Source organism: Coprococcus sp. AF51-11b1 (genome assembly GCF_027682785.1).
GTDB classification, from domain to species: Bacteria; Bacillota; Clostridia; order Lachnospirales; family Lachnospiraceae; genus Allocoprococcus; species Allocoprococcus comes.
Map to the genome: position 1 here is coordinate 20,943 of NZ_JAQCZB010000014.1, position 20,204 is coordinate 41,146.

A 20,204-nucleotide genomic window follows, 5' to 3' on the forward strand; every position below is an offset into this window, starting at 1 on the left:
TAAGGATGGAGAAAAAAGTAATTGTAAAAGTAGAAGATGTTTCCATCAAATTCAGTCTGGCATCAGAGAAATTTGATGGATTTAAAGAATATTTTATACAGAGAGTAAAGAAAAAGATTACCTATCAGGATTTCTGGGCACTGCAGGATGTGTCGTTTGAAGTCTATAAAGGAGAAACACTGGGACTGATCGGTGTAAACGGAAGTGGAAAAAGTACGATGTTGAAAATCATTGCCGGTGTCATGAAACCAACCTGTGGCAGCGTTAAGACTTCCGGTGTGATCGCGCCGCTGATCGAACTGGGAGCAGGGTTTGATTTTGACTTGACTGCGAAGGAGAACGTATTTCTGAACGGGACGCTGCTTGGATATACCAGGGAATATCTGGAGGAGCACTATGAAGAGATTGTAGAGTTTTCAGAACTGGACCAGTTTATGGATGTACCGGTGAAAAATTTTTCATCGGGAATGTTTTCGCGTCTCGCGTTTGCGGTAGCAACAATCGGACAGCCGGATATTCTGATCGTGGATGAAGTATTATCGGTAGGCGATTTCCATTTTCAGCAGAAATGTGAAGCAAGAATTAACCGGATGAAGGAGAATGGAGCTACGATTTTGTTTGTTTCGCATAATATGGAGCAGGTGAGAAATCTGTGCAGCCGGATTGTATGGCTGGAACATGGAAGAGTTCGCAGTATCGGGGATGCAGATGAGTTGTGCAGAGAATATCAGGAAGCAGAATAAGAGGGAAAAATGAGAAAAGTAGAAAAGTTGGCAGCAGTTATTGTGCTGATTCTGCTTGCATTTGTTTATGGACATGTTCATAAGACGCATGCGATTTATGACCGGATGATAGAAAATGACCAGTATGTCATGATGGATGTGTCGCAGGATCAGATATCGCAGGAATTTGTCTGTGAGGAGGAGACACTGGATGGAATCCAGGTGAAATGCCAGAATTTGCAGGAAGATCCAGAAACAGAGATCCGAATTTATCTTCAGGATTGTGAAAATGGAGAAACGGTTGCGGAATCTGTGAAGAAGGTGGGAGATATAAAAACGGGCAAATTCAATGAATTTTCGTTTGATACGGTAACCAGATGCAGGGGGAAGGCGTATAAAGTAGTATTTGAAAAAGATTCTATTGCACTTTATACGGAAAAGACATCAGAGGAAGGAACAAATTTGAAAATAAATAGTGAAGAAAGTGAAGGAACTTTAATTTTAAAGACGGTTACATATCGGTTTGATATAGAAACATTTTACGTATTTCTGCTGTTAGTATTGTATATCTGTGTTTTCTTTCAGTTTTTGAACTGGTTATTTTCCAGATAGTGTGGAAGTGAGAGGATTTGAAAAATGGAAAATGCTTTTTATATCGCAACATGTCGGTTTCATGTAAAAGAAAAAGACAGATTACTTATTACGGGATATTTTCTGGATAACAGACCAGATGGAAACCGGATTGAAATCCGGCTAGATGGAAAGAAACTATTTTATACAACGGATGGAATCCGTATTCATCCGTTGAAGTTCCGTAAGATAAGAAAAAGACTTATAACCAAACAGTTTTTTCTTTGGATACATCTTCCGAAAGACTGGAGAGAAGCGTCCAGACTGGAAGTATTGCAGTCGTATCGTGGAAAAGAAGAATTGATGAAGACCTTTGCAGTCAGTGAATTGAAGAACCTGGAGAAATGGCTGGCAAACAGCATAGATAAGGTGAATACTGAAGAAAAAGGATTTTCAGTCGAGGGATGGTATTATAGCAGGAAAAATGCATCGATTCGGTTTCTGGATGAGAATCAGAATGAACTGGAGATGAAAGAAGAAAAAATCCGGCGTCTGGATGTGCTGCGAGAGTATCCGGAATGTAAAAAGGAAGAGATTGCCGGGTTTAAGGCATTTTATGAGGAAAGTATTCCGCGAAAACTGGAAGTATGCTTTGAAGAAGAAGAGAAAAATGCGGAAGAGATCATGAATCTCAAAAGAAAACTGCGACGTCAGAAAATGCTGGATGATTTTCGCAAAGTCAGAATCTATTATCGTCAGTTTGGAATCCGTGCAGCGTTTATCAGGGCGGGTGACAAATTGAGTGGGAAAAACGGTACAGAGTATGAAGAATGGCTGCGAAGACATGAGCCGTCCAGGATCAGACTGTACCGGCAGAAGAGAAAGCAATTTACCCGGATGCCGAAGATTTCGATTGTTGTTCCTCTTTACCGGACACCGGAAAGATATCTGCGGGAAATGCTGGATTCTGTAAGAGGACAGTCCTATCAGAACTGGGAGCTCTGTCTTTCAGATGGAAGCGGGGAAGATTCGTCGATTGCAGGGATTCTGGAAGAATACACAAAGAAGGATAGCCGAATCCGGGTGAAGGACAATAAAAAACAGCTGCATATTTCGGATAATACAAATGTGGCACTGGATATGGCAACGGGAGATTATATCGCTTTTATGGATCATGATGATCTGCTGACACCGGACGCATTGTATGAGTGTGTGGCAGAATTGAATGAATATCCGGATACAGAGCTTATTTATACGGATGAAGATAAGATTACGATGGATGGAGAAGAGTATTTCTTCCCTCATTTCAAATCGGATTTTAATCCAGATATGCTTTGTACAACAAATTATTTCTGTCATCTGGTGGTTGTTAAAAAGGAATTATATCAGGCGGCAGGAAAGTTGAACGGCGAATACGATGGTGCACAGGACTATGATTTTGTACTCCGGTGTGTTGAGAAGACCGATAAGATCCGGCATATACCGAAAATCCTATATCACTGGCGAGCATGCGAAGGATCTACAGCAGGCAGTGCAGACAATAAATCCTATATTGTGGATGCAGGTGCAAAAGCGGTAAGAGCGCATTACAGAAGAATGGGAATTGAAGCAGAAGTCATTCCAACGAAGTATCCGGGAATGTACCGGACGAAATATCCGGTAAAACAAACACCTAAGATATCGGTTATTATTCCGAACAAAGATCACACAGATGATCTGATCAAATGCCTGCGATCAATCCGGGAAAAAAATACCTATGAGAATATAGAAATTCTTGTTATAGAAAATAACAGCCAGAAAAAGAAAACGTTTAAAGATTATAGAAGGATCATGCATGAGTATCCAAAAGTTAAGGTTCTGTACTGGAAAGGAGAAGGATTCAATTATCCGGAGATCAATCAGTATGGAATTGATCATGCGACCGGCGAATATCTGCTGTTTCTGAACAACGATACAGAAATGATCGGCAATGACTGTATTAAAGAAATGTTGAGCTATTGTATGCGGGAAGATGTAGGTGCTGTCGGGGCGAGAATGTATTATGAAGATGGAACGCTTCAGCATGGAGGAGTGATCATCGGGCTTGGAGGAGTGGCAGGACATGCATTCCTTGGAATGGACGGAGATTCGCCGGGATATTTTGCGAGGGCGCAGGTGGTCCATGATCTGAGTGCGGTGACCGCAGCCTGTATGATGATGAAAAAACGGGTGTATGAAGAAGTTGGAGGATTTGACTCGAAGTTTGCGGTGGCATTTAATGATGTAGATCTGTGCCTGAAAATACGAAAAGCCGGATATCTGATTGTATATGATCCATATGCGGAACTGATTCATTATGAGTCCAAGTCAAGAGGATATGAAGACACAGAGGAGAAAATTGAACGTTTTAACAGAGAAATTAAATTGTTTCAGACTAGGTGGAAAAAGATTCTGGAAAATGGAGATCCGTATTACAGTCCGAATCTGACACTGGATCATAATGACTTTGGACTGAATCATCTGGCAAAAGTGGAGAGGAGATAGGAGATGTTCAATAAAATGTCTCTGTATCGGGTAAAAAAAGGGCTTGTATATCTTCGGTACTTTGGACCAAAAGAGTTTATGATACGTTTAAAAGAAAGGATCCGTTTTCAGAAGATTGATTATGAAAAATGGTATCAGAATCACAGGCGGACCAAAGAAGAGATGGAAAGACAAAGACAGGAAGCGTTTTCGTATGCACCCCTGATCAGTATTGTTGTTCCGGTATATCAGGCGCCGGAGGAATTTTTGAGACAGATGCTTTTGTCAGTATGCCGGCAGACTTATAAAAACTGGGAACTCTGTATGGCTGTTTCGGATGAAGAGAGACACAGAATAGAAGAAATTCTCGAAGAGGATGTGTTTAAAGGAAAAACTGTCCGTCTGATCGGAATGCGTGAAAACAGAGGAATTTCTGAAAATACAAATGCAGCGATAAAGGAAGCTACCGGAACATATATTGGTTTTCTGGATCAGGATGATCTGCTTGCGCCAGATGCATTGTATGAGATGGTAAAGAAACTGAATGAATATCCGGAGACCGGACTTCTTTATTCCGATGAGGACAAAGTGACAGCAGATCTGAAAAAACATTTTCAGCCGCATTTTAAACCGGATTTCAATCTGGATCTGTTGCGGGCAAATAATTATATCTGTCATTTTTGTGTGATAAGAAAAAGTCTGATCGAAGAAGTTGGTGGACTAAGAAGTGAATTTGACGGAGCGCAGGATTACGATCTGGTTTTCAGGTGTGTGGAAAAAACGATAACGGCGCATGTGCCGCGGATTCTTTATCATTGGAGGGTACATCAGGTTTCTACTGCGGACAATCCAATCAGTAAAACTTATGCATTTGAGGCTGGACAGCGTGCCATAGAAGCACATCTGCTAAGATGTGGTGAACATGCAGAAGTTTTACCGGAACTGGACAGAGGGTTTTATCGTGTCCGGTATAAGATGCAGGGGAATCCAAAGATTTCCATTCTGATTCCCAATAAAGATCATATAAAAGATTTGGAGAAATGTCTAGAATCGATTTCCAGATCGGATTATAAGAATTATGAGATCATAATTATCGAAAATAACAGCGAAAAAGCGGAAACATTTGCTTATTATAAAACAATAGAGTCAGACCATATCCGAATTCTGAGATGGGATGGACCATTTAATTATTCGGCGATCAACAACTACGCAGTAAGCGAGACTGATGGAGAATATCTGGTACTTCTGAATAATGATACGGAAGTGATCGGAAAGGACTGGCTGGAAGAAATGCTTGCGAACTGCCAGAGAAAGGAAGTCGGGATTGTCGGAGCAAAGCTTTATTATCCGGGTGGTCAGGTGCAGCATGCTGGAGTCATTGTTGGGATTCGGGGAATTGCTGGTAATATGTTCCGGGGACTTCCAAAAGGTTATTCCGGGTATCTGCACAAAGCAAGTACCCAGCAGGATCTGTCAGCGGTGACAGCAGCATGTATGATGGTAAAGCGTTCCGTATATGAAGAAGTGGGTGGATTTGAGGAGCGACTTGCAGTGGCGTTCAATGATATTGATTTCTGTCTGAAGGTACGCAGATGCGGATATCTTGTAGTATATGACCCTTATGTGGAACTGTATCATTATGAATCCAGATCGAGAGGGGCAGAGGATAATGAGGAAAAGATCAGAAGATATCAGTGCGAGATTGATTATGTACGCCGGACCTGGTCTGAAATCATGGAAAAAGGAGATCCGATGTACAATCCCAATCTTACGCTGGTGAAGTGTGATTATTCTTTGCGCGAAAAAGAGGATGGATAGAGAAAAGATGGTGGTATTTTGATAAAGAACAATCAACGGATGCTAAATAAAGCACAGGTATGTGTAGATGCAGGAATTATTGCTGTCGCATATTTTTTCTCGTGGTATCTGAGATTCAGGAGTGGGATTTTTGTGCAGGACGCAGGAGTCCTGCCGGTGCAAACATATTTTTCAGCTCTGTTTTTTATAATTCCTGGATATCTGCTTTTGTATAGCAGTTTTCAACTTTATATGCCAAGAAGGATAAAAAGTTACAGGCAGGAATTGTGGGATATCATTCGTGCCAATGGGATTGGTCTTATGGCTTTTATCCTGGTACTTTATTTTATAAAGCAGGAGCATTTTTCAAGACAGATGCTGTGCATTTTCTTTCTTGTAAATATCTTCCTGGAATTTGTTTCAAGATATCTGATCCGTACAGTGCTGTGGAAAATACGAAAGCAGGGGATGAATCAGAAACATATTCTGATGGTCGGAGAGAGTAAGGCAGCAGAACAGTATATGGACAGACTGAGACAGAATCCAAAGTGGGGATATCATGTGTTTGCCCATCTGAAAGATAAAGAAAAACTGGAAAGAATACTGGAGGGGAATGAACTGGATGAGGTTGTGATTGCGCTTCGTGCGGAGGATTATGGAAAACTGGAGCGGATTGTGGATGTCTGTGAGAAGGCAGGGGTACACACGAAAATGATTCCTGATTTTGGAAATGTGATTTCTACCAGGCCTTATATTGAGGATGTGCAGGGGATTCCGGTGATTCATGTCCGCAGAGTTCCACTGAATATCATGCGGAACAGGGCGGCAAAGAGGGCAGTTGATCTGATTGGGGCAACGGTTGCAATCATTCTTTTTTCACCGGTCATGCTGCTTACTGCGCTAGTGGTTGCCTTTACAGAGGAAGGAAGTGTGATCTACCGGCAGGAAAGAGTTGGACTGCATAACCAGGTATTTTATATGTACAAATTTCGATCTATGATCATGCAGGATGAAGAAGAGGAAAAAACAGAATGGTCTACCAGGAATGATCCGAGGATTACACCGGTTGGAAAGCTGATCCGCAGGACGAGTATTGATGAACTGCCGCAGCTTTTTAATGTGCTGAAAGGAGAGATGAGTCTGGTAGGACCAAGACCGGAAAGGCCACAGTTTGTGCAAAAGTTCCGGGATGAAATTCCACGTTATATGGTAAAACATCAGGTGCATCCGGGAATGACTGGCTGGGCGCAGATTAATGGATATCGTGGAGACACTTCCATTGAGAAGCGGATCGAATATGATCTTTACTATATTGAGAACTGGACAATGGTATTTGATATGAAAATATTGATTCTGACAATTTTTAAAGGATTTTTTGACGGAAGATGAAGATAGATGTGATCATACCGGTCTACAGACCGACAGAAAAACTGCATAAAGTATTGTATAGGCTCTGCAGACAGACGCACCTTCCGGAGCAAATCATTCTGTTACACACCAGGGATGGGATAAAGCTGGATGTTTCGGTTTGTAAAGACCGGGTTTCTGTTACAGAGATTCCGATTTTGGAAAAAGAATTTGATCATGGAAGAACCAGAGAGCAGGGAATCTGGATGTCAGATGCAGATATTGTGGTCATGATGACCCAGGATGCAGTTCCGGCAGATCCGTTTCTTTTGGAAAAGCTTTCAGAAGTATTAAATGAGCATCCGGATGCTGTGGCAGCTTATGCCAGACAGATACCGGATCAGAACTGTGGTCTGTTGGAAAAATATACGAGAGTTTTCAATTATCCCCCAAAAAGCCAGATTAAATCGCAGAAGGATTTGCCAAAACTGGGAATAAAAACTTATTTTTGCTCCAATGTGTGTGCTGCCTATCGGAGAGGAGTCTATCTGGAACTGGGAGGATTTCCGCATCCGGTCATCTTCAATGAAGATTTGGTCTTTGCAGCAGGAGCAATCCAAAATGGATGGAAGATTATTTATAAAGCAGATGCACGGGTGATTCATTCTCATGAGTATACTTACAGAGAGCTGATAAGGAGAAATTTTGACCAGGGTGTATCGCAGGCATGTCATCCAGAAATATTTGAAAAAGTAAAGTCAGAGAAAGAAGGCATACACCTGATTTGCACACTTGTGAAAAAGCTTTTAAAAGAAAGAAAATATTTGCAGATTATACAGCTGTTTGTGGAAAGCGGGTGCAAATATCTGGGCTACCAGATGGGAAAACATTACCGACAATTACCGGAAAGTTTCATCATGAAACTGACAATGAATCATAATTACTGGAGAGGAAGGAATGATGAGGATGCTTAAAAAAATAGCAGGATGGTCGTGGAAGAAAAAGATTATTGGGATTATTTGCATGATGCTGATTCTTGTTCTGGGGATGGCAGGTGCCGTATTTGGTTATGCTGCCAGCAAAGTGAACAAAATCCAGAAAATCGAAGTAAAAAAAGAAACACTGAAGGAATCGATTACAGAAGAGGTGGAACATAAGAGTGGATACCTGAATGTGGCAGTATTCGGGCTGGATTCCAGGGACGGTTCGCTGGATAAAGGAAATCGAAGTGATACGATCATGATCGTAAGTTTGAATCAGGAAACTTATGAAGTGAAAATGGTATCGGTGTACCGTGATACTTTTATGCGGCTGAAAGATGGAAGTTATAATAAGGCGAATGCAGCTTATTCTTATTTCGGACCGGATGGGGGTGTTGCTCTTTTGAATGAGAACATGGATATGAACATTGAGAAGTATGTATCTGTGAACTTTAATGCCTTAGTCGATGTAATTGATGCGGTGGGAGGAATGGATCTGGAGCTGACTGATGCAGAAGTAGTCCACATGAATAATTATTGTGTGGAGACTTCTGAAGTAACCGGAAAAAGTTATAAGAAGATTGAGCCGGAAGTCGGAGGTAGCTATCATCTGAATGGAGTACAGGCGGTTTCTTATGCGAGAATCCGTTATACAGATGGTGGAGACGCGCAGCGTACAGTGCGTCAGAGAATCGTCCTTCTGAATATCATGCAGAAGCTGCAGCAGATGGATCTGACGACGATCAATAAGATTGCTGACAGTGTTTTTCCACAGATTGCAACCAATTTTTCTTTTACTGAAATTCTGAATTATGCGAAAGATTTTCAAAAATATAAAGTAGGTGAAACACTTGGATTTCCAAATACAAGGTATTCCAAAATGCTTTCTGGTGTAGGAAGTACAGAAATCGCAGATACACTGGCATCCAATGTTGCCGAAGTACATCAGTTCCTGTTTGGAGATACAGATTATCAGGTATCAGGGACAGTAAAAGGAATTGATGATGAAATAAAAGATGCGCTTTCCAGTGGAAAATATGAGGAAACAGACGAGACGGAAAAAGAGAATGAAAAGTCGGAAGACAAGACATCTGAGGAAACGAATCATATAGAAAGTAATATAGAAGTGACGGAAGATGGAAATGCCGGAACGGATTCTGGCAATTCATCAGCCGACAGTGGATCTGGTTCATCAGCAGTGACAGAACCACAGCAGCCGGATACAGAAACACCGCCGGATTATTATGAGGAAGATTACTATTATGGTGATGATTAAAGGAGGAAAAAGGAATGAGAAAAATAACAAAGTGGTTATGCAGTGTATTGCTTGTAGCAGCAATTGGTCTGACAGGATGTGGACAGAAACAGAAGACGGAAAGTACGGCAGAGAAATCCAATGAAAATCATTTTGTGGGAGAGTGGATCGTTGAGCCGGAGTATGCAATCAGCAAGGTTGGAGATGAAAATACGCTGTTTGTAGATGGAAGGGGAGAAAAAAAGGCAATCCTTGGAACTGTAAAAGGTGCAATTGCTACAGTATGGCAGGACTGGAGTATTACAGAAGGAAAACAGGGAGATGAGAAATGGGGGTGCATCCAGGAGCCGGAACAGCTGGAAGAGACTCTTGGCAATCTTGGAATTACAAAGGATAAAGAAATTATTCTGATCGGTGAGACCCTAGATGGATGGGGAGATGATGCGAGACTTCTCTGGGAACTCCGGGCAGCCGGATATGAAGATGTGAAGATGGTAGATGGCGGATGGAAGGCGTTGAAAGACAGTGGAATCAAGACACAGTTCCTCGCATCCAAACCGGAACCGGCAGAAGTAAAAATCGATGAAATTGATTATTCCCATGTGATGACAACCGAAGAATTACAGAAGAATTATGACGAGTACAAAATTGTGGATGTGCGTACCGATGAAGAATATGAAGGAGCAATCCTGTATGATGAGGCAAAGGGAGGACATCTTCCGGGAGCAATTCATATCCGGTACACGGATCTGTTCGATGATGCGGGATATCTGAAATCCAATGAAGAACTGACAAAAATGTTTGAGGATGCCGGACTGTCTAAAGATGATGAGATCGTCACTTATTGTACAGGAGGAATCCGTTCGGCATATACACAGCTGGTAATGGAAATGTGTGGATTTGAACATACATACAATTATGATCAGTCATTCTGGAGATGGGCTGTTGTTGGAGATGTAGAATAATGGTTAGCGTTTTGATGTGTACTTATAACCGGAGATTTTGTTTGAAACAGGCGATTGACAGCGTACTTTGTCAGACGTATCCGGATTTTGAATTTGTCATCGTAGATGACGGATCGACCGACGGAACAGAAGAACTGATTAAAAGCTATCAGGATCCACGGATCAGATATTTTAAACTGAATCGGAATTCGTTTTACTGTTATGCAGCAAATCAGGGGCTTGATCACTGCCAAGGAGACTATGTGGCATTTATGAACAGCGATGATGCATGGTTGCCGGACAAGCTGGAAAAGCAAGTGACGGTTATGGAAGAGGATCGGATGCTCGGGGCATGTTTTACGAGAGTATATCTGGTTGATGAAAGTGGCAATGATCTGTCAGAAGAATGCAGGGATATGGCAGAGCTTTTTGACAGGAAGTGTTCGACACAGAAAGAATATCTGCATACGCTTCTGCAATCTGGGAATTTTCTTTGTCATCCCTCAGCTCTGGTCAGAAAATCTGTATTGGATAAGATCGGATATTTCAATCTTTTGTATCGCCAGCTGGCAGATTATGATCTGTGGCTTCGGATTGTAAGTGAAGCAGAGATCACGGTTCTGGAAGAGAGACTGATCCGCTTTCAATGGAATATAAAAGGAAAGAAACAGATCAGTATGTCAACAAGAGAAAATTCAGTCCGCGCATTTAATGAATCTGTCATGATCCGGAAAAATTGTGTTGAATCGATGACGGATGAAAAATTTTGTCAGTTTTTCCGGGAAGATTTCCGGAATCCGGATTCTGTATCACATTTACAGCTGGAATTTGAAAAAGCATTCTGGTTGATGAAATGTATAGAGGAAGTACCGGGACTGAAAGCAGCGGGGATGGAAATGCTGGGGCAGATTATGAGAGAAGCAAATGCAATGGAGACTTTAAGAGAGCATTTTCATCTGGATATTTTTGATCTGTATCAGTGGAATGGAGAACATATGTATAAGACGCCATGGCTGATAAGTGAAATTGAAGAAGGAAGCCAGCAACTGGCGTATTATAAAGATATTCTCAAACAGAAAGATGAGTATATCGGGCAGCAGAAAGAACAGCTTGAAAAACAAAATGCAGCGATTGAACAGCAGCAGGAATATATAGAAGGACAGCGAAGGCAGGCCGCGCATTATGAAGAACAGCTGGATGAACTTGGCAGACGGATGGAACAGAAAACAGGGCAGCTTAAGAAATATGAGGATAAGATCAGGGAGCAGGATGAAATGATCCAGACATATGCAAATTCAACCAGCTGGAAAATAACAGAACCGATGAGAAAAATCATGCGTCTGCTGAAAAAGTGATTTATAGAAAAGATGAATATACTTAATCCGGGATAAGGACAATCAATTAGTGAATAGATTGAAGATATGCTATAGTTAGAAGAAAGAAGATTAGACGAGGAGAAAAGATTATGAAAAGAACAGCATTATTTCTTGCAGGAATTCTTGCGATTTCATCACTTTCAGGATGTGGTGCAAAGAATTCGAAATCAGACAGCAGTGAACCATTTGAAGGAAAGTATGTAGTAACCGCCGACTATGTGAAAGAAAATCTGGACGATATCATCGTAGTGGATGCAAGAGGTGAAGATGAGGCGAAAAAAGGTACTGTAAAAGGTGCAGTGGCAACGACATGGCAGTATCTGGCAACCTGCGAAGACGGGGAAGCGGGGGATGCAAACTGGGGATGTATTCTTGATACAAAGCGCCTGAGCGAAAGATTAGGAGAGCTTGGGCTGGCAAAAGATAAGGAAATCGTGCTTTTTTCAAATGCGGAGAAAGGTTGGGGAGAAGATGGCAGGATTGCATGGGAGCTGATCGCGGCAGGCTATGAGGATGTGAAAATCGTAGATGGCGGGATCAAAGCACTGAAAGCAGCAGGAGTTGAGACTGTCAAAGGAGTAGCAGAGCCGAAACCGGTATCGGTAGAAATTGATTCGATTGATGAAACGCATGTGATCAATACGGATGAGCTGAAAGAGATTTATGACGACTGTAAAATTGTGGATACCCGTACAGATAAAGAATATAATGGAAAGACAATGTATGGGGAGGAAAATGGGGGACATCTTCCAGGGGCAATCCAGATCCGTTATACGGATTTGTTTAACAGTGACAGTACATTAAAGAGTAATGAAGATCTGACCAAGATGTTTGAAGATGCAGGACTTTCAAAAGAGGATCATATTATTACTTACTGTACCGGAGGAATCCGTTCAGCTTATATGCAGCTTGTAATGGAAATGTGTGGCTTTGAAAATTCAGAGAACTATGACGAATCTTTTTACAGATGGTGTGTGGAAGGAGATCTGGAGAAATAAAAGAGAAGCAGATCAACGAGATCTGAACATCGTATGAATATGAATGGATTTGAAAAAGCGGGACGTTGGCAATTTAGTCAACGTCCCGCTTTTGTAACCTTTTTGGGAATAATTATTATTTTACAATTTTTTTCTTACCGAATGCAATGATTGCGCCAAGAGCAGCGAGCATTGCAACCGCGAGAGCAGCGATAGGAGCGGTATCTCCTGTCTTTGTTGTAGCAGCAGTAGTGGTTTTACCGTTATTCTGGTTTTTATTGTTATCTTTGCCATTGTTGTCTTTCTTTGTATCAGGATCAGCGACAGGATCTGTTACAAAATGCTTCTGGATCACTTCACTTTTTGCACCGTTTTCGATGGTGAATACCTTGATGTTGGTGATTCCGGCTTCTTTGAGAAGCTGAGTTGCTTTTGCAGCACCTCTTGCTCCACTGTTGCAAAGAACGTAAATTGTTTTTCCTTCAAAATCTGCTTTGTGAGCAGTTACATATTCTGTAAATGCTTTTGCGAGATCATCCGGAAGTTTGTTATCTTTGTCAAAAAGTGGAAGGGAAAGGGATCCCTTTAAGTGTCCTTTTGTGTAAGAAGCTGTAGAACGTACATCAAGAATCAGGTAGTTCTTTGTATCTGCCATTTTATTGATTACATGAGTGTCAGAAACATAGATTGCAGCAGCGTTTACATCAGCATCTTTTGCACCACCAGTGATAGTATGCACTTTTGCAAGATCATATCCGGCAGCTTTTAATAAAGCAGTAGCAGCTCTTGCACCACTTGCACCACTGTTACAGAGAAGATAGAGATCTTTTTTCTCAAGAGTGGCTTTGTTGTCTGTTACATATTTTGTGAAATCTTTGGAAAGCTGGTCATCTGTAGTTTTTGCAACACCATCAGCATTAAATACTGGTGTTGAGATAGAACCTTTCAAATGTCCGGCACCATAGTTGCCTGTTGCACGTACATCAAGGATTGCTACATCGTCTTTTCCAACAGCAGCAACAGCTGTTTTTCCGTCTACAGCATTTCCATCTGTTCCTGACATTGCGTACAGGAGTTCCAGGCCTTTTGCACCGTTTGTGATGGTGTATACTTTTCCATCTTCCTTAGTGCTTGTGTTATAGCCAAGTTCTCCAAGAAGTTTGGTTGCTTTCTGAGCCCCTCTTGCACCACTGTTGCAGATGATGTAGATTGGTTTGTCTTCTGTTATTTTGGAAGTAATTTCTTCTTTGAAAGCTTTTTCAAGTGCTTCAGCTTCAGCTGTGTCAAGTTTGTTGTCGGCGTCAAACAGAGACTGTGAAATGGATCCTTTCAGAGTGCCTGTTTTAGCCTGTGCTTTTGTAGAACGCACATCAATGACATATGCAGTTCCTTCTTTTGCAGCTGTAATAGCATCGTTTCCGGATACAAATTTGTAACCATCTACAGTTACGAAAGCACTTTTTACAGTTTCATCTTTCGCACCACCGGTGATGGTATAGATTGTGTTTTTGTCAACACCGTTGTCTGCAAGTAAAGCAGTAGCGGCTCTTGCACCTCTTGAACCACTGTTGCAGAGAACGTATACTTTTTTGCCTGTAAAGGTAGAAAGATTGTTCGTTACATATTTTGCGAAAGCTTTTGAATATTCGTCCTGATTTGTTGGAGTAACTGTCTCTTCGCCTTTTTCATCAATATAGAACACAGGCTGAGAAATAGAATTCTTCAGATGTCCCTTTGCATAGTTTTCTGTTGTACGTACATCGATGATTACTACATCAGATGAATCAACAGCAGCTACGGCTTCAGCACCGGTTACAGCGTTGTTTGTTCCAAGGAATGCGTAACGAACTTCAAGGCCTGTTGCTCCGTAAGTAATAGTGTGAATGTTGTCAAGAGAATATCCTGCAGCGTTTAATAAAACAGTAGCAGCTTTTGCACCTGCGTTTCCACTGTTGCAGAGAACATAGATTTCTTTTCCTTCAAGAGCGGAATTTCCGGTTACAGTTTCTGTGAAAGCTACAGCAGTAGGTTCATCGGAACGCTTAACAACACCATCAGAAGTAAATACTGGTGCAGAAATAGAACCTTCAATATGTCCCTTGTTGTAGTTTTTAGGTGTGCGTACATCTACGATAACACCAGAGCCGGCTTTTGCATTTTCGATGGCTTTTGATCCATCTATAGGATTACCATCTGTGCCAAGTTCTGTGTAGCGACCAGCGATATCAGTAATAACATCCGAAGTTTCTTTAGAATCATCAGCTTCAGTAGAAGCTTCTTCTTCAGAAGTTTCCCCTTCAGGAACTGTTACTTCTTCCTGGTTTTCCTGATCTTCTGAAACAGTAGTCTGCACATCACTTTCTGTAACGGCATCAGCAACCGGATCAGCGGCAAAAGCTGTCAGAGAGCCGTTCGCAAGTAATGCGAAAGACAGAAATACTGGTAATAATTTTCTTTTCATTTTTCCTCCTTACTCTCAAAATTAGGTTACGATTACATTGTAACAGTTTTCACAAAAATTTCATAATTGTTTTAATCTATATATAAAAACGGAATAGATAAAATCTATAGGTATAATTGAGAGATTTTATTAAACTAACTGCTGTTTCGTGGTAGAATAAAAAGATAAAAATGAAAAACGGGGATATGAAAATGAAAGGAATTATTTTGGCAGGCGGATCAGGAACCCGGCTCTATCCACTTACGATGGTGACATCCAAGCAGCTTTTACCTGTGTATGACAAGCCGATGATCTACTATCCGTTGTCAGTTCTTATGAGTGCAGGAATTCGGGAAATCCTGATCATCAGTACACCACAGGATACACCGAGATTTGAAGAACTTTTCGGGGACGGGCATCAGTTCGGCATCGAATTAACCTATGCGGTGCAGGAAAGACCGGAAGGTCTTGCGCAGGCGTTCATAATAGGAAAAGAATTTATTGGCAATGATGCGGCGGCAATGATCCTGGGGGATAATTTGTTTGCCGGGCATGGGCTTAAGAAACGTCTTTTAGAAGCGGTAAAAGCAGCGGAGAGAGGAGACGGTGCAACCATATTTGGATATTATGTGGATGATCCGGAACGGTTTGGTATCGTGGAATTTGATGAAAAGGGCAAGGCGGTTTCCATTGAGGAAAAACCCGAACATCCGAAAAGTAATTACTGTGTGACAGGTCTGTATTTTTATGATAACCGGGTGAGCGATTATGCAGGACAGTTAAAGCCAAGCAGACGCGGGGAGCTGGAGATCACGGATCTTAACCGGATCTATCTGGAACAGGGAAGACTTCGGGTAGAGCTTCTGGGTCAGGGCTTTACCTGGCTGGATGCGGGCACCCATGAGAGTCTGACAGATGCGACCAATTTTGTGAAGACGGTAGAGACTCATCAGCACCGGAAAATTGGATGTCTGGAAGAAATTGCCTATATGAATGGCTGGATTTCCAGAAACGCACTGCTGGAAGTCTGTGAAAAATACAGACAGAATCAGTATGGACAATATTTGCATGACGTAGCAGAAGGAAAGTTCAGAGAGAATCTATTTTAGACAGGGGAGAGAGTTTATGAAAATCATTGTTACCGGCGGCGCCGGATTTATTGGCAGCAACTTTATTTATTATATGATGGAAAAGCATTCGGAGGATCAAATCATCTGTCTGGATGCACTGACTTATGCAGGGCATATGTCAACCCTGGAAGTAGCAATGAAAAATCCAGCGTTCCGTTTTGTGAAAGCATCTGTGACGGATCGGGTGACTGTATACCGGCTGTTTGAGGAAGAACACCCGGATATAGTAGTTAACTTTGCAGCGGAAAGTCATGTGGACCGGTCGATTGAAAATCCGGAAGTCTTTCTGGATACCAATATAAAGGGAACGGCAGTGTTGATGGATGCGTGCCGGAAATATGGAATCTGGCGTTATCATCAGGTTTCTACGGATGAGGTGTATGGGGATCTTCCGCTTGAACGGCCGGATCTGTTTTTTACAGAAGAGACGCCGATCCATACGAGCAGTCCGTACAGTGCATCCAAGGCAGCGGCAGATCTTCTGGTACAGTCCTATCACAGAACGTATGGACTTCCGGTTACAATTAGCCGTTGTTCCAACAACTATGGACCATATCATCTGCCGGAAAAGCTGATTCCGCTGATGATCGTCGAAGCGCTTCATGACCGGCCGCTTCCGGTCTATGGTGATGGGAAAAATGTCCGTGACTGGCTTTATGTAAAGGATCACTGCCGGGCGATCGATTTGATCCTGCGTCACGGAAAAGAAGGGGAAATTTACAATGTCGGCGGGCATAACGAGATGAAGAATATTGATATTGTGAAGCTGATCTGCAGGGAGCTTGGAAAGCCGGAAGAGCTGATTACTTATGTGGAGGATCGGAAAGGGCATGACAGAAGATATGCAATCGATCCGTCAAAGATCCACAGAGAGCTTGGCTGGCTTCCGGAAACTTCTTTTGCAGAAGGAATTAAGAAAACAATCAACTGGTATCTGAATCATCAGGAGTGGTGGAGACCGATCGTAGAAAAGGAAATGAAAATAAAATGCTAAAGTTTTTGGTGACGGGTGCTGCCGGGCAGCTTGGAAAGGATGTTGTACGTGAACTGGAAAACCGGGGATATGAAGTGACGGGAAGCGGCAGCAAAAAGAGAAAAACAGCAGGTCGTTATGTGAAGATGGATATCACAGACAGAAACGAAGTCGAGGCAGTAATGAAAAAGCTCAGACCGGATATTGTGATCCACTGTGCGGCGTGGACGGCGGTGGATGCGGCAGAAGAGCCGGAAAACTATGAAAAAGTATGGGAAGTTAATGGAAAGGGCACAGCAAATCTTGCATCCGCCTGCCAGAAAATTCATGCTAAAATGGTTTATATCAGTACAGACTATGTGTTTGGTGGACAGGGGAGCAGACCGTGGGAACCGGATTGTGAGGAGTTTTCGCCGCTGAACCGATACGGTGAAACGAAATTACAGGGTGAACAGACAGTGAAAGCAGAACTGAAAGAGTATTTTATTGTGCGAATCGCTTGGGTATTCGGGAAAAACGGGAATAATTTCGTGAAGACCATGCTGGAGCAGGGGAAAAGACGGAAAGAACTTCGAGTGGTATGTGATCAGATTGGAACGCCGACTTACACAGCAGATCTTGCAAAATTTCTTGCAAATCTGTCGATGACAAAGCGATATGGAATCTATCATGTGACTAATGAAGGAGAATATGTCAGCTGGTATGATTTTGCAAAAGAAATCTTCGCACAGGCTGTGAAGCTTGGTGAAAAAGAATATGCAGATGTAAAAGTGATTCCGGTTACGACAGCAGAATATGGAATTTCAAAAGCAGCAAGACCGTTTAACAGCAGACTTGACAGAAAAAGGATCTGTGAAGAAGGATTTCAGCCACTGCCGGTCTGGAAGAATGCGCTGGAGAGATATTTGCAGGAAGTTCTTGCAGAGAGAAAAGGATAAAAGGAAAATGGGACAGATAAAGGTAGAAAAAAATGCAGGTGGAATCGAAGGACTCTGCGTGATCGAACCGTCGGTGCATGGTGATCAGCGTGGATATTTTATGGAAACTTATAATCAGAAGGATATGGAGGAAGCCGGACTTACGATGAAGTTTGTACAGGATAATCAGTCCGGTTCTGGAAAAGCAGTGCTGAGAGGACTTCATTTTCAGAAGAAATATCCGCAGGGAAAGCTAGTCCGGGTGATCCGGGGAACCGTATTTGATGTGGCGGTGGATATCCGGAAAGGAAGTGCCACCTATGGAAAATGGTATGGAATTGAACTGTCGGAAGAGAATAAAAAGCAGTTTTACATTCCGGAAGGATTTGCGCATGGATTTCTGGTGCTGAGCGACCAGGCAGAATTCTGCTACAAATGTACGGATTTTTATCATCCGGATGATGAGGGCGGGATTGCCTGGAACGATCCGACGATCAACGTTGCATGGCCAGAGCTTGATGTGCCATACAGAATGAGTGAAAAAGATAAAAAGTGGGGAAGGCTGGGAGAATAAGATGGAAAGAATTCAGGGATTAAAAGAATATGTACAGACAGAACATTATCTGGAAGGAATCGGGATCGGGAAAGAAGAGCAGAAGGAAATTCAGATTACCTATCAGCCACTGGCACAGGGCGAATATAATATCAACTACTGGTTCGTACACCCACTGACCGGAAAGAAACTGGTGCTTCGTGTCAATACAGGAAGCCAGATGCATCTGGAAAATCAGATTGAATACGAATATCATGCATTGGAGCTTCTGGCAGATTCAGGACGGACGCCAGTGCCGGTTTTTGTAGATGGAAGTAAGAAGGAACTGCCGTATGGTGTGATGGTTATGGAGTTTCTGGAAGGGAGTGCACTGGATTATCGGAAGAATCTGATGGAAGCGGCAGAATGTCTTGCGGATATCCACAGTGTTCCGGTAAAAGAAACGGATGGACTGATATCGCCATCGAATCCACTGCAGGCGATTCTGGATGAATGTAATCAGATGGTGCAGACATACTACGAGTCTGATCTGGGAGAAGAAAAGAAAAAAGTACAGATCCGGCGTCTTCTGGAGCTGGGACAGGAGAAGATCAATGAGATCCGGGATTATAGTGGATACAGATGCTGTATTAACACAGAGCTGAATTCAGGAAATTTCCTGATGAATGGCGCAGGAAAAGACAATTATCTGGTTGACTGGGAAAAGCCGCTTTATGGTGATCCGGTTCAGGATCTGGGGCATTTCCTTGCACCAACGACAACTTTCTGGAAAACAGATGTGATTCTGACAGAAGAAGAGATGGCTGATTTTACAAGAAAATATATCCAGGCGGTAAATGGCAGATTTGATGTGAGTGGAATCGAAGAACGTCTGAACATTTTTATTCCGATCACGTGTCTCAGGGGAATTACATGGTGTGCAATGGCGTGGGTAGAATATCAGGAGCCGGGAAGACTGATCCGCAACGAAGAAACATTTAAAAAGATGGAAGACTATTTAAACCGGGATTTTCTGGATATGATCGAAGAAAGATATTATAAATAAAGATTTCAGGGATACGGAGTAATAAAATCCTACGTTTTTCCACATACTACCCATATCGAATAAATTATGGAAAATATGTGGAACACAGGAGGAATAGAATCAATATGAAAGCTACAGGAATTGTCCGCCGGATCGATGATCTTGGCAGAATTGTCGTTCCGAAGGAAATCAGGCGCACGCTACGTATCCGTGAGGGTGATGCACTTGAAATTTTCACCGACCGGGAAGGAGAAATCATTCTCAAAAAATACTCACCGCTTGGGGAAATGGGAAATTTTGCAGACCAATATGCGGAAAGTCTGGCGCAGACGCTTGGATATCTGGTGTGTATCACAGATACAGATCAGGTGATTGCAGCAGCAGGACCGGGGAAGAAAGAATTTCAGGAACAGCTGATCACAAGACAGCTTGCGGAAGTGATCGCAAGAAGGGAGCAGTTTCTGGCATCCTCTATGGATCGGAAGTTCACGGTCATCGTGTCGGGACAGAATGCAGAACTGAAATGGCAGGTGGTAAGTCCGATCATCTGCGCCGGAGATGCGATCGGTTCTGTCGTGATCCTGGCAAAGGACGGCAGGAAAAAACCCGGTGAGTTGGAACAGAAGATGATACTCTGCGCAGCAGGATTTCTGGGACGACAGATGGAACAGTAAAGGAATATTTCATAAGAATCTCT

At 42.4% G+C, this 20,204-nt stretch carries 17 protein-coding genes; 16 read left to right on the plus strand and 1 reads right to left on the minus strand.

The genetic code is table 11. The features are described 5' to 3' along the window. Window positions 1-5: 5 nt before the first annotated feature. The 10 genes from PGY05_RS13430 (at window position 6) to PGY05_RS13475 (ending at window position 12,491) form a co-directional block, all read left to right on the plus strand. The gene (locus tag PGY05_RS13430) at window positions 6-743 is read left to right on the plus strand and encodes an ABC transporter ATP-binding protein (RefSeq protein ID WP_022221069.1); all 738 of its coding nucleotides are present in this window, start codon (window positions 6-8) and stop codon (window positions 741-743) included. A 9-nt stretch (window positions 744-752) separates the two neighbouring features. Next, window positions 753-1,334, plus strand: a complete 582-nt coding sequence (locus PGY05_RS13435) for a hypothetical protein (RefSeq protein ID WP_173699180.1) — start codon at window positions 753-755, stop codon at window positions 1,332-1,334. Between the two features lie 24 nt (window positions 1,335-1,358). Then, entirely contained in the window at window positions 1,359-3,815 is a 2,457-nt protein-coding gene (locus tag PGY05_RS13440; protein ID WP_270476129.1) for a glycosyltransferase family 2 protein, read from the plus strand. A gap of 3 nt (window positions 3,816-3,818) precedes the next feature. Further along, window positions 3,819-5,612, plus strand: a complete 1,794-nt coding sequence (locus PGY05_RS13445) for a glycosyltransferase family 2 protein (protein ID WP_270476130.1) — start codon at window positions 3,819-3,821, stop codon at window positions 5,610-5,612. Between the two features lie 39 nt (window positions 5,613-5,651). Beyond that, complete coding sequence (locus PGY05_RS13450) at window positions 5,652-6,980, plus strand: undecaprenyl-phosphate glucose phosphotransferase (RefSeq protein ID WP_270205706.1); 1,329 nt, start codon at window positions 5,652-5,654, stop codon at window positions 6,978-6,980. Then, window positions 6,977-7,912 (plus strand): glycosyltransferase family 2 protein, encoded by a 936-nt coding sequence (locus PGY05_RS13455; protein ID WP_022220925.1) that lies wholly within the window; start codon window positions 6,977-6,979, stop codon window positions 7,910-7,912. The genes PGY05_RS13450 and PGY05_RS13455 overlap by 4 nt, the downstream gene beginning before the upstream one ends. Beyond that, on the plus strand, window positions 7,905-9,194 hold the full coding sequence (locus tag PGY05_RS13460) for an LCP family protein (protein WP_270205705.1): 1,290 nt from the start codon (window positions 7,905-7,907) through the stop codon (window positions 9,192-9,194). The genes PGY05_RS13455 and PGY05_RS13460 overlap by 8 nt, the downstream gene beginning before the upstream one ends. Window positions 9,195-9,208: 14 nt before the next feature. Further along, a complete protein-coding gene (locus PGY05_RS13465; protein ID WP_055156750.1) occupies window positions 9,209-10,138 on the plus strand; it encodes a rhodanese-like domain-containing protein in 930 nt (309 codons plus the stop codon). Window positions 10,139-10,152: 14 nt separating this feature from the next. Further along, the gene (locus PGY05_RS13470) at window positions 10,153-11,472 is read left to right on the plus strand and encodes a glycosyltransferase (protein ID WP_442872498.1); all 1,320 of its coding nucleotides are present in this window, start codon (window positions 10,153-10,155) and stop codon (window positions 11,470-11,472) included. Window positions 11,473-11,582: 110 nt separating this feature from the next. Beyond that, window positions 11,583-12,491 carry a rhodanese-like domain-containing protein gene (locus tag PGY05_RS13475; RefSeq protein ID WP_270205703.1) on the plus strand — a complete coding sequence of 303 codons (909 nt, stop codon included), beginning with the start codon at window positions 11,583-11,585 and terminating at the stop codon, window positions 12,489-12,491. A gap of 115 nt (window positions 12,492-12,606) precedes the next feature. Here PGY05_RS13475 and PGY05_RS13480 read toward each other — a convergent pair whose 3' ends face one another. After that, window positions 12,607-14,931, minus strand: coding sequence for a rhodanese-like domain-containing protein (locus PGY05_RS13480; RefSeq protein ID WP_270205702.1), 2,325 nt, complete (start codon window positions 14,929-14,931; stop codon window positions 12,607-12,609). 191 nt (window positions 14,932-15,122) lie between these two features. On the opposite strand from PGY05_RS13480, the gene rfbA reads away from it, so the two are divergent. The 6 genes from rfbA (at window position 15,123) to spoVT (ending at window position 20,181) form a co-directional block, all read left to right on the plus strand. Further along, on the plus strand, window positions 15,123-16,019 hold the full coding sequence (gene rfbA / locus PGY05_RS13485) for a glucose-1-phosphate thymidylyltransferase RfbA (RefSeq protein ID WP_022220496.1): 897 nt from the start codon (window positions 15,123-15,125) through the stop codon (window positions 16,017-16,019). A gap of 16 nt (window positions 16,020-16,035) precedes the next feature. After that, window positions 16,036-17,034 (plus strand): dTDP-glucose 4,6-dehydratase, encoded by a 999-nt coding sequence (gene rfbB, locus PGY05_RS13490; protein ID WP_008369702.1) that lies wholly within the window; start codon window positions 16,036-16,038, stop codon window positions 17,032-17,034. Continuing rightward, window positions 17,028-17,951: a dTDP-4-dehydrorhamnose reductase gene (gene rfbD, locus PGY05_RS13495; RefSeq protein WP_022220495.1), complete on the plus strand. Its 924-nt coding sequence runs from the start codon at window positions 17,028-17,030 to the stop codon at window positions 17,949-17,951. Before rfbB ends, rfbD begins: the two co-directional genes overlap by 7 nt. A gap of 7 nt (window positions 17,952-17,958) precedes the next feature. After that, window positions 17,959-18,504, plus strand: a complete 546-nt coding sequence (rfbC, locus tag PGY05_RS13500) for a dTDP-4-dehydrorhamnose 3,5-epimerase (protein WP_044998736.1) — start codon at window positions 17,959-17,961, stop codon at window positions 18,502-18,504. Between the two features lies 1 nt (window position 18,505). After that, window positions 18,506-19,528, plus strand: coding sequence for an aminoglycoside phosphotransferase family protein (locus PGY05_RS13505; protein ID WP_022220493.1), 1,023 nt, complete (start codon window positions 18,506-18,508; stop codon window positions 19,526-19,528). A gap of 104 nt (window positions 19,529-19,632) precedes the next feature. After that, the gene (spoVT, locus tag PGY05_RS13510; protein WP_022220492.1) at window positions 19,633-20,181 is read left to right on the plus strand and encodes a stage V sporulation protein T; all 549 of its coding nucleotides are present in this window, start codon (window positions 19,633-19,635) and stop codon (window positions 20,179-20,181) included. The last annotated feature ends 23 nt before the right edge of the window (window positions 20,182-20,204 follow it).

Bases quoted from the DNA above. Each gene is read 5' to 3' on its own strand.
- rfbC (WP_044998736.1), top strand. From the start codon at position 17,959: ATGGGACAGATAAAGGTAGAAAAAAATGCAGGTGGAATCGAAGGACTC.
- rfbA (WP_022220496.1), top strand. From the start codon at position 15,123: ATGAAAGGAATTATTTTGGCAGGCGGATCAGGAACCCGGCTCTATCCA.
- rfbB (WP_008369702.1), top strand. From the start codon at position 16,036: ATGAAAATCATTGTTACCGGCGGCGCCGGATTTATTGGCAGCAACTTT.
- PGY05_RS13465 (WP_055156750.1), top strand. From the start codon at position 9,209: ATGAGAAAAATAACAAAGTGGTTATGCAGTGTATTGCTTGTAGCAGCA.
- PGY05_RS13450 (WP_270205706.1), top strand. From the start codon at position 5,652: ATGCTAAATAAAGCACAGGTATGTGTAGATGCAGGAATTATTGCTGTC.
- PGY05_RS13475 (WP_270205703.1), top strand. From the start codon at position 11,583: ATGAAAAGAACAGCATTATTTCTTGCAGGAATTCTTGCGATTTCATCA.
- PGY05_RS13440 (WP_270476129.1), top strand. From the start codon at position 1,359: ATGGAAAATGCTTTTTATATCGCAACATGTCGGTTTCATGTAAAAGAA.
- PGY05_RS13470 (WP_442872498.1), top strand. From the start codon at position 10,153: ATGTGTACTTATAACCGGAGATTTTGTTTGAAACAGGCGATTGACAGC.
- PGY05_RS13505 (WP_022220493.1), top strand. From the start codon at position 18,506: ATGGAAAGAATTCAGGGATTAAAAGAATATGTACAGACAGAACATTAT.
- PGY05_RS13435 (WP_173699180.1), top strand. From the start codon at position 753: ATGAGAAAAGTAGAAAAGTTGGCAGCAGTTATTGTGCTGATTCTGCTT.
- PGY05_RS13460 (WP_270205705.1), top strand. From the start codon at position 7,905: ATGCTTAAAAAAATAGCAGGATGGTCGTGGAAGAAAAAGATTATTGGG.
- spoVT (WP_022220492.1), top strand. From the start codon at position 19,633: ATGAAAGCTACAGGAATTGTCCGCCGGATCGATGATCTTGGCAGAATT.
- PGY05_RS13430 (WP_022221069.1), top strand. From the start codon at position 6: ATGGAGAAAAAAGTAATTGTAAAAGTAGAAGATGTTTCCATCAAATTC.
- PGY05_RS13445 (WP_270476130.1), top strand. From the start codon at position 3,819: ATGTTCAATAAAATGTCTCTGTATCGGGTAAAAAAAGGGCTTGTATAT.
- PGY05_RS13480 (WP_270205702.1), bottom strand. From the start codon at position 14,931: ATGAAAAGAAAATTATTACCAGTATTTCTGTCTTTCGCATTACTTGCG.
- PGY05_RS13455 (WP_022220925.1), top strand. From the start codon at position 6,977: ATGAAGATAGATGTGATCATACCGGTCTACAGACCGACAGAAAAACTG.
- rfbD (WP_022220495.1), top strand. From the start codon at position 17,028: ATGCTAAAGTTTTTGGTGACGGGTGCTGCCGGGCAGCTTGGAAAGGAT.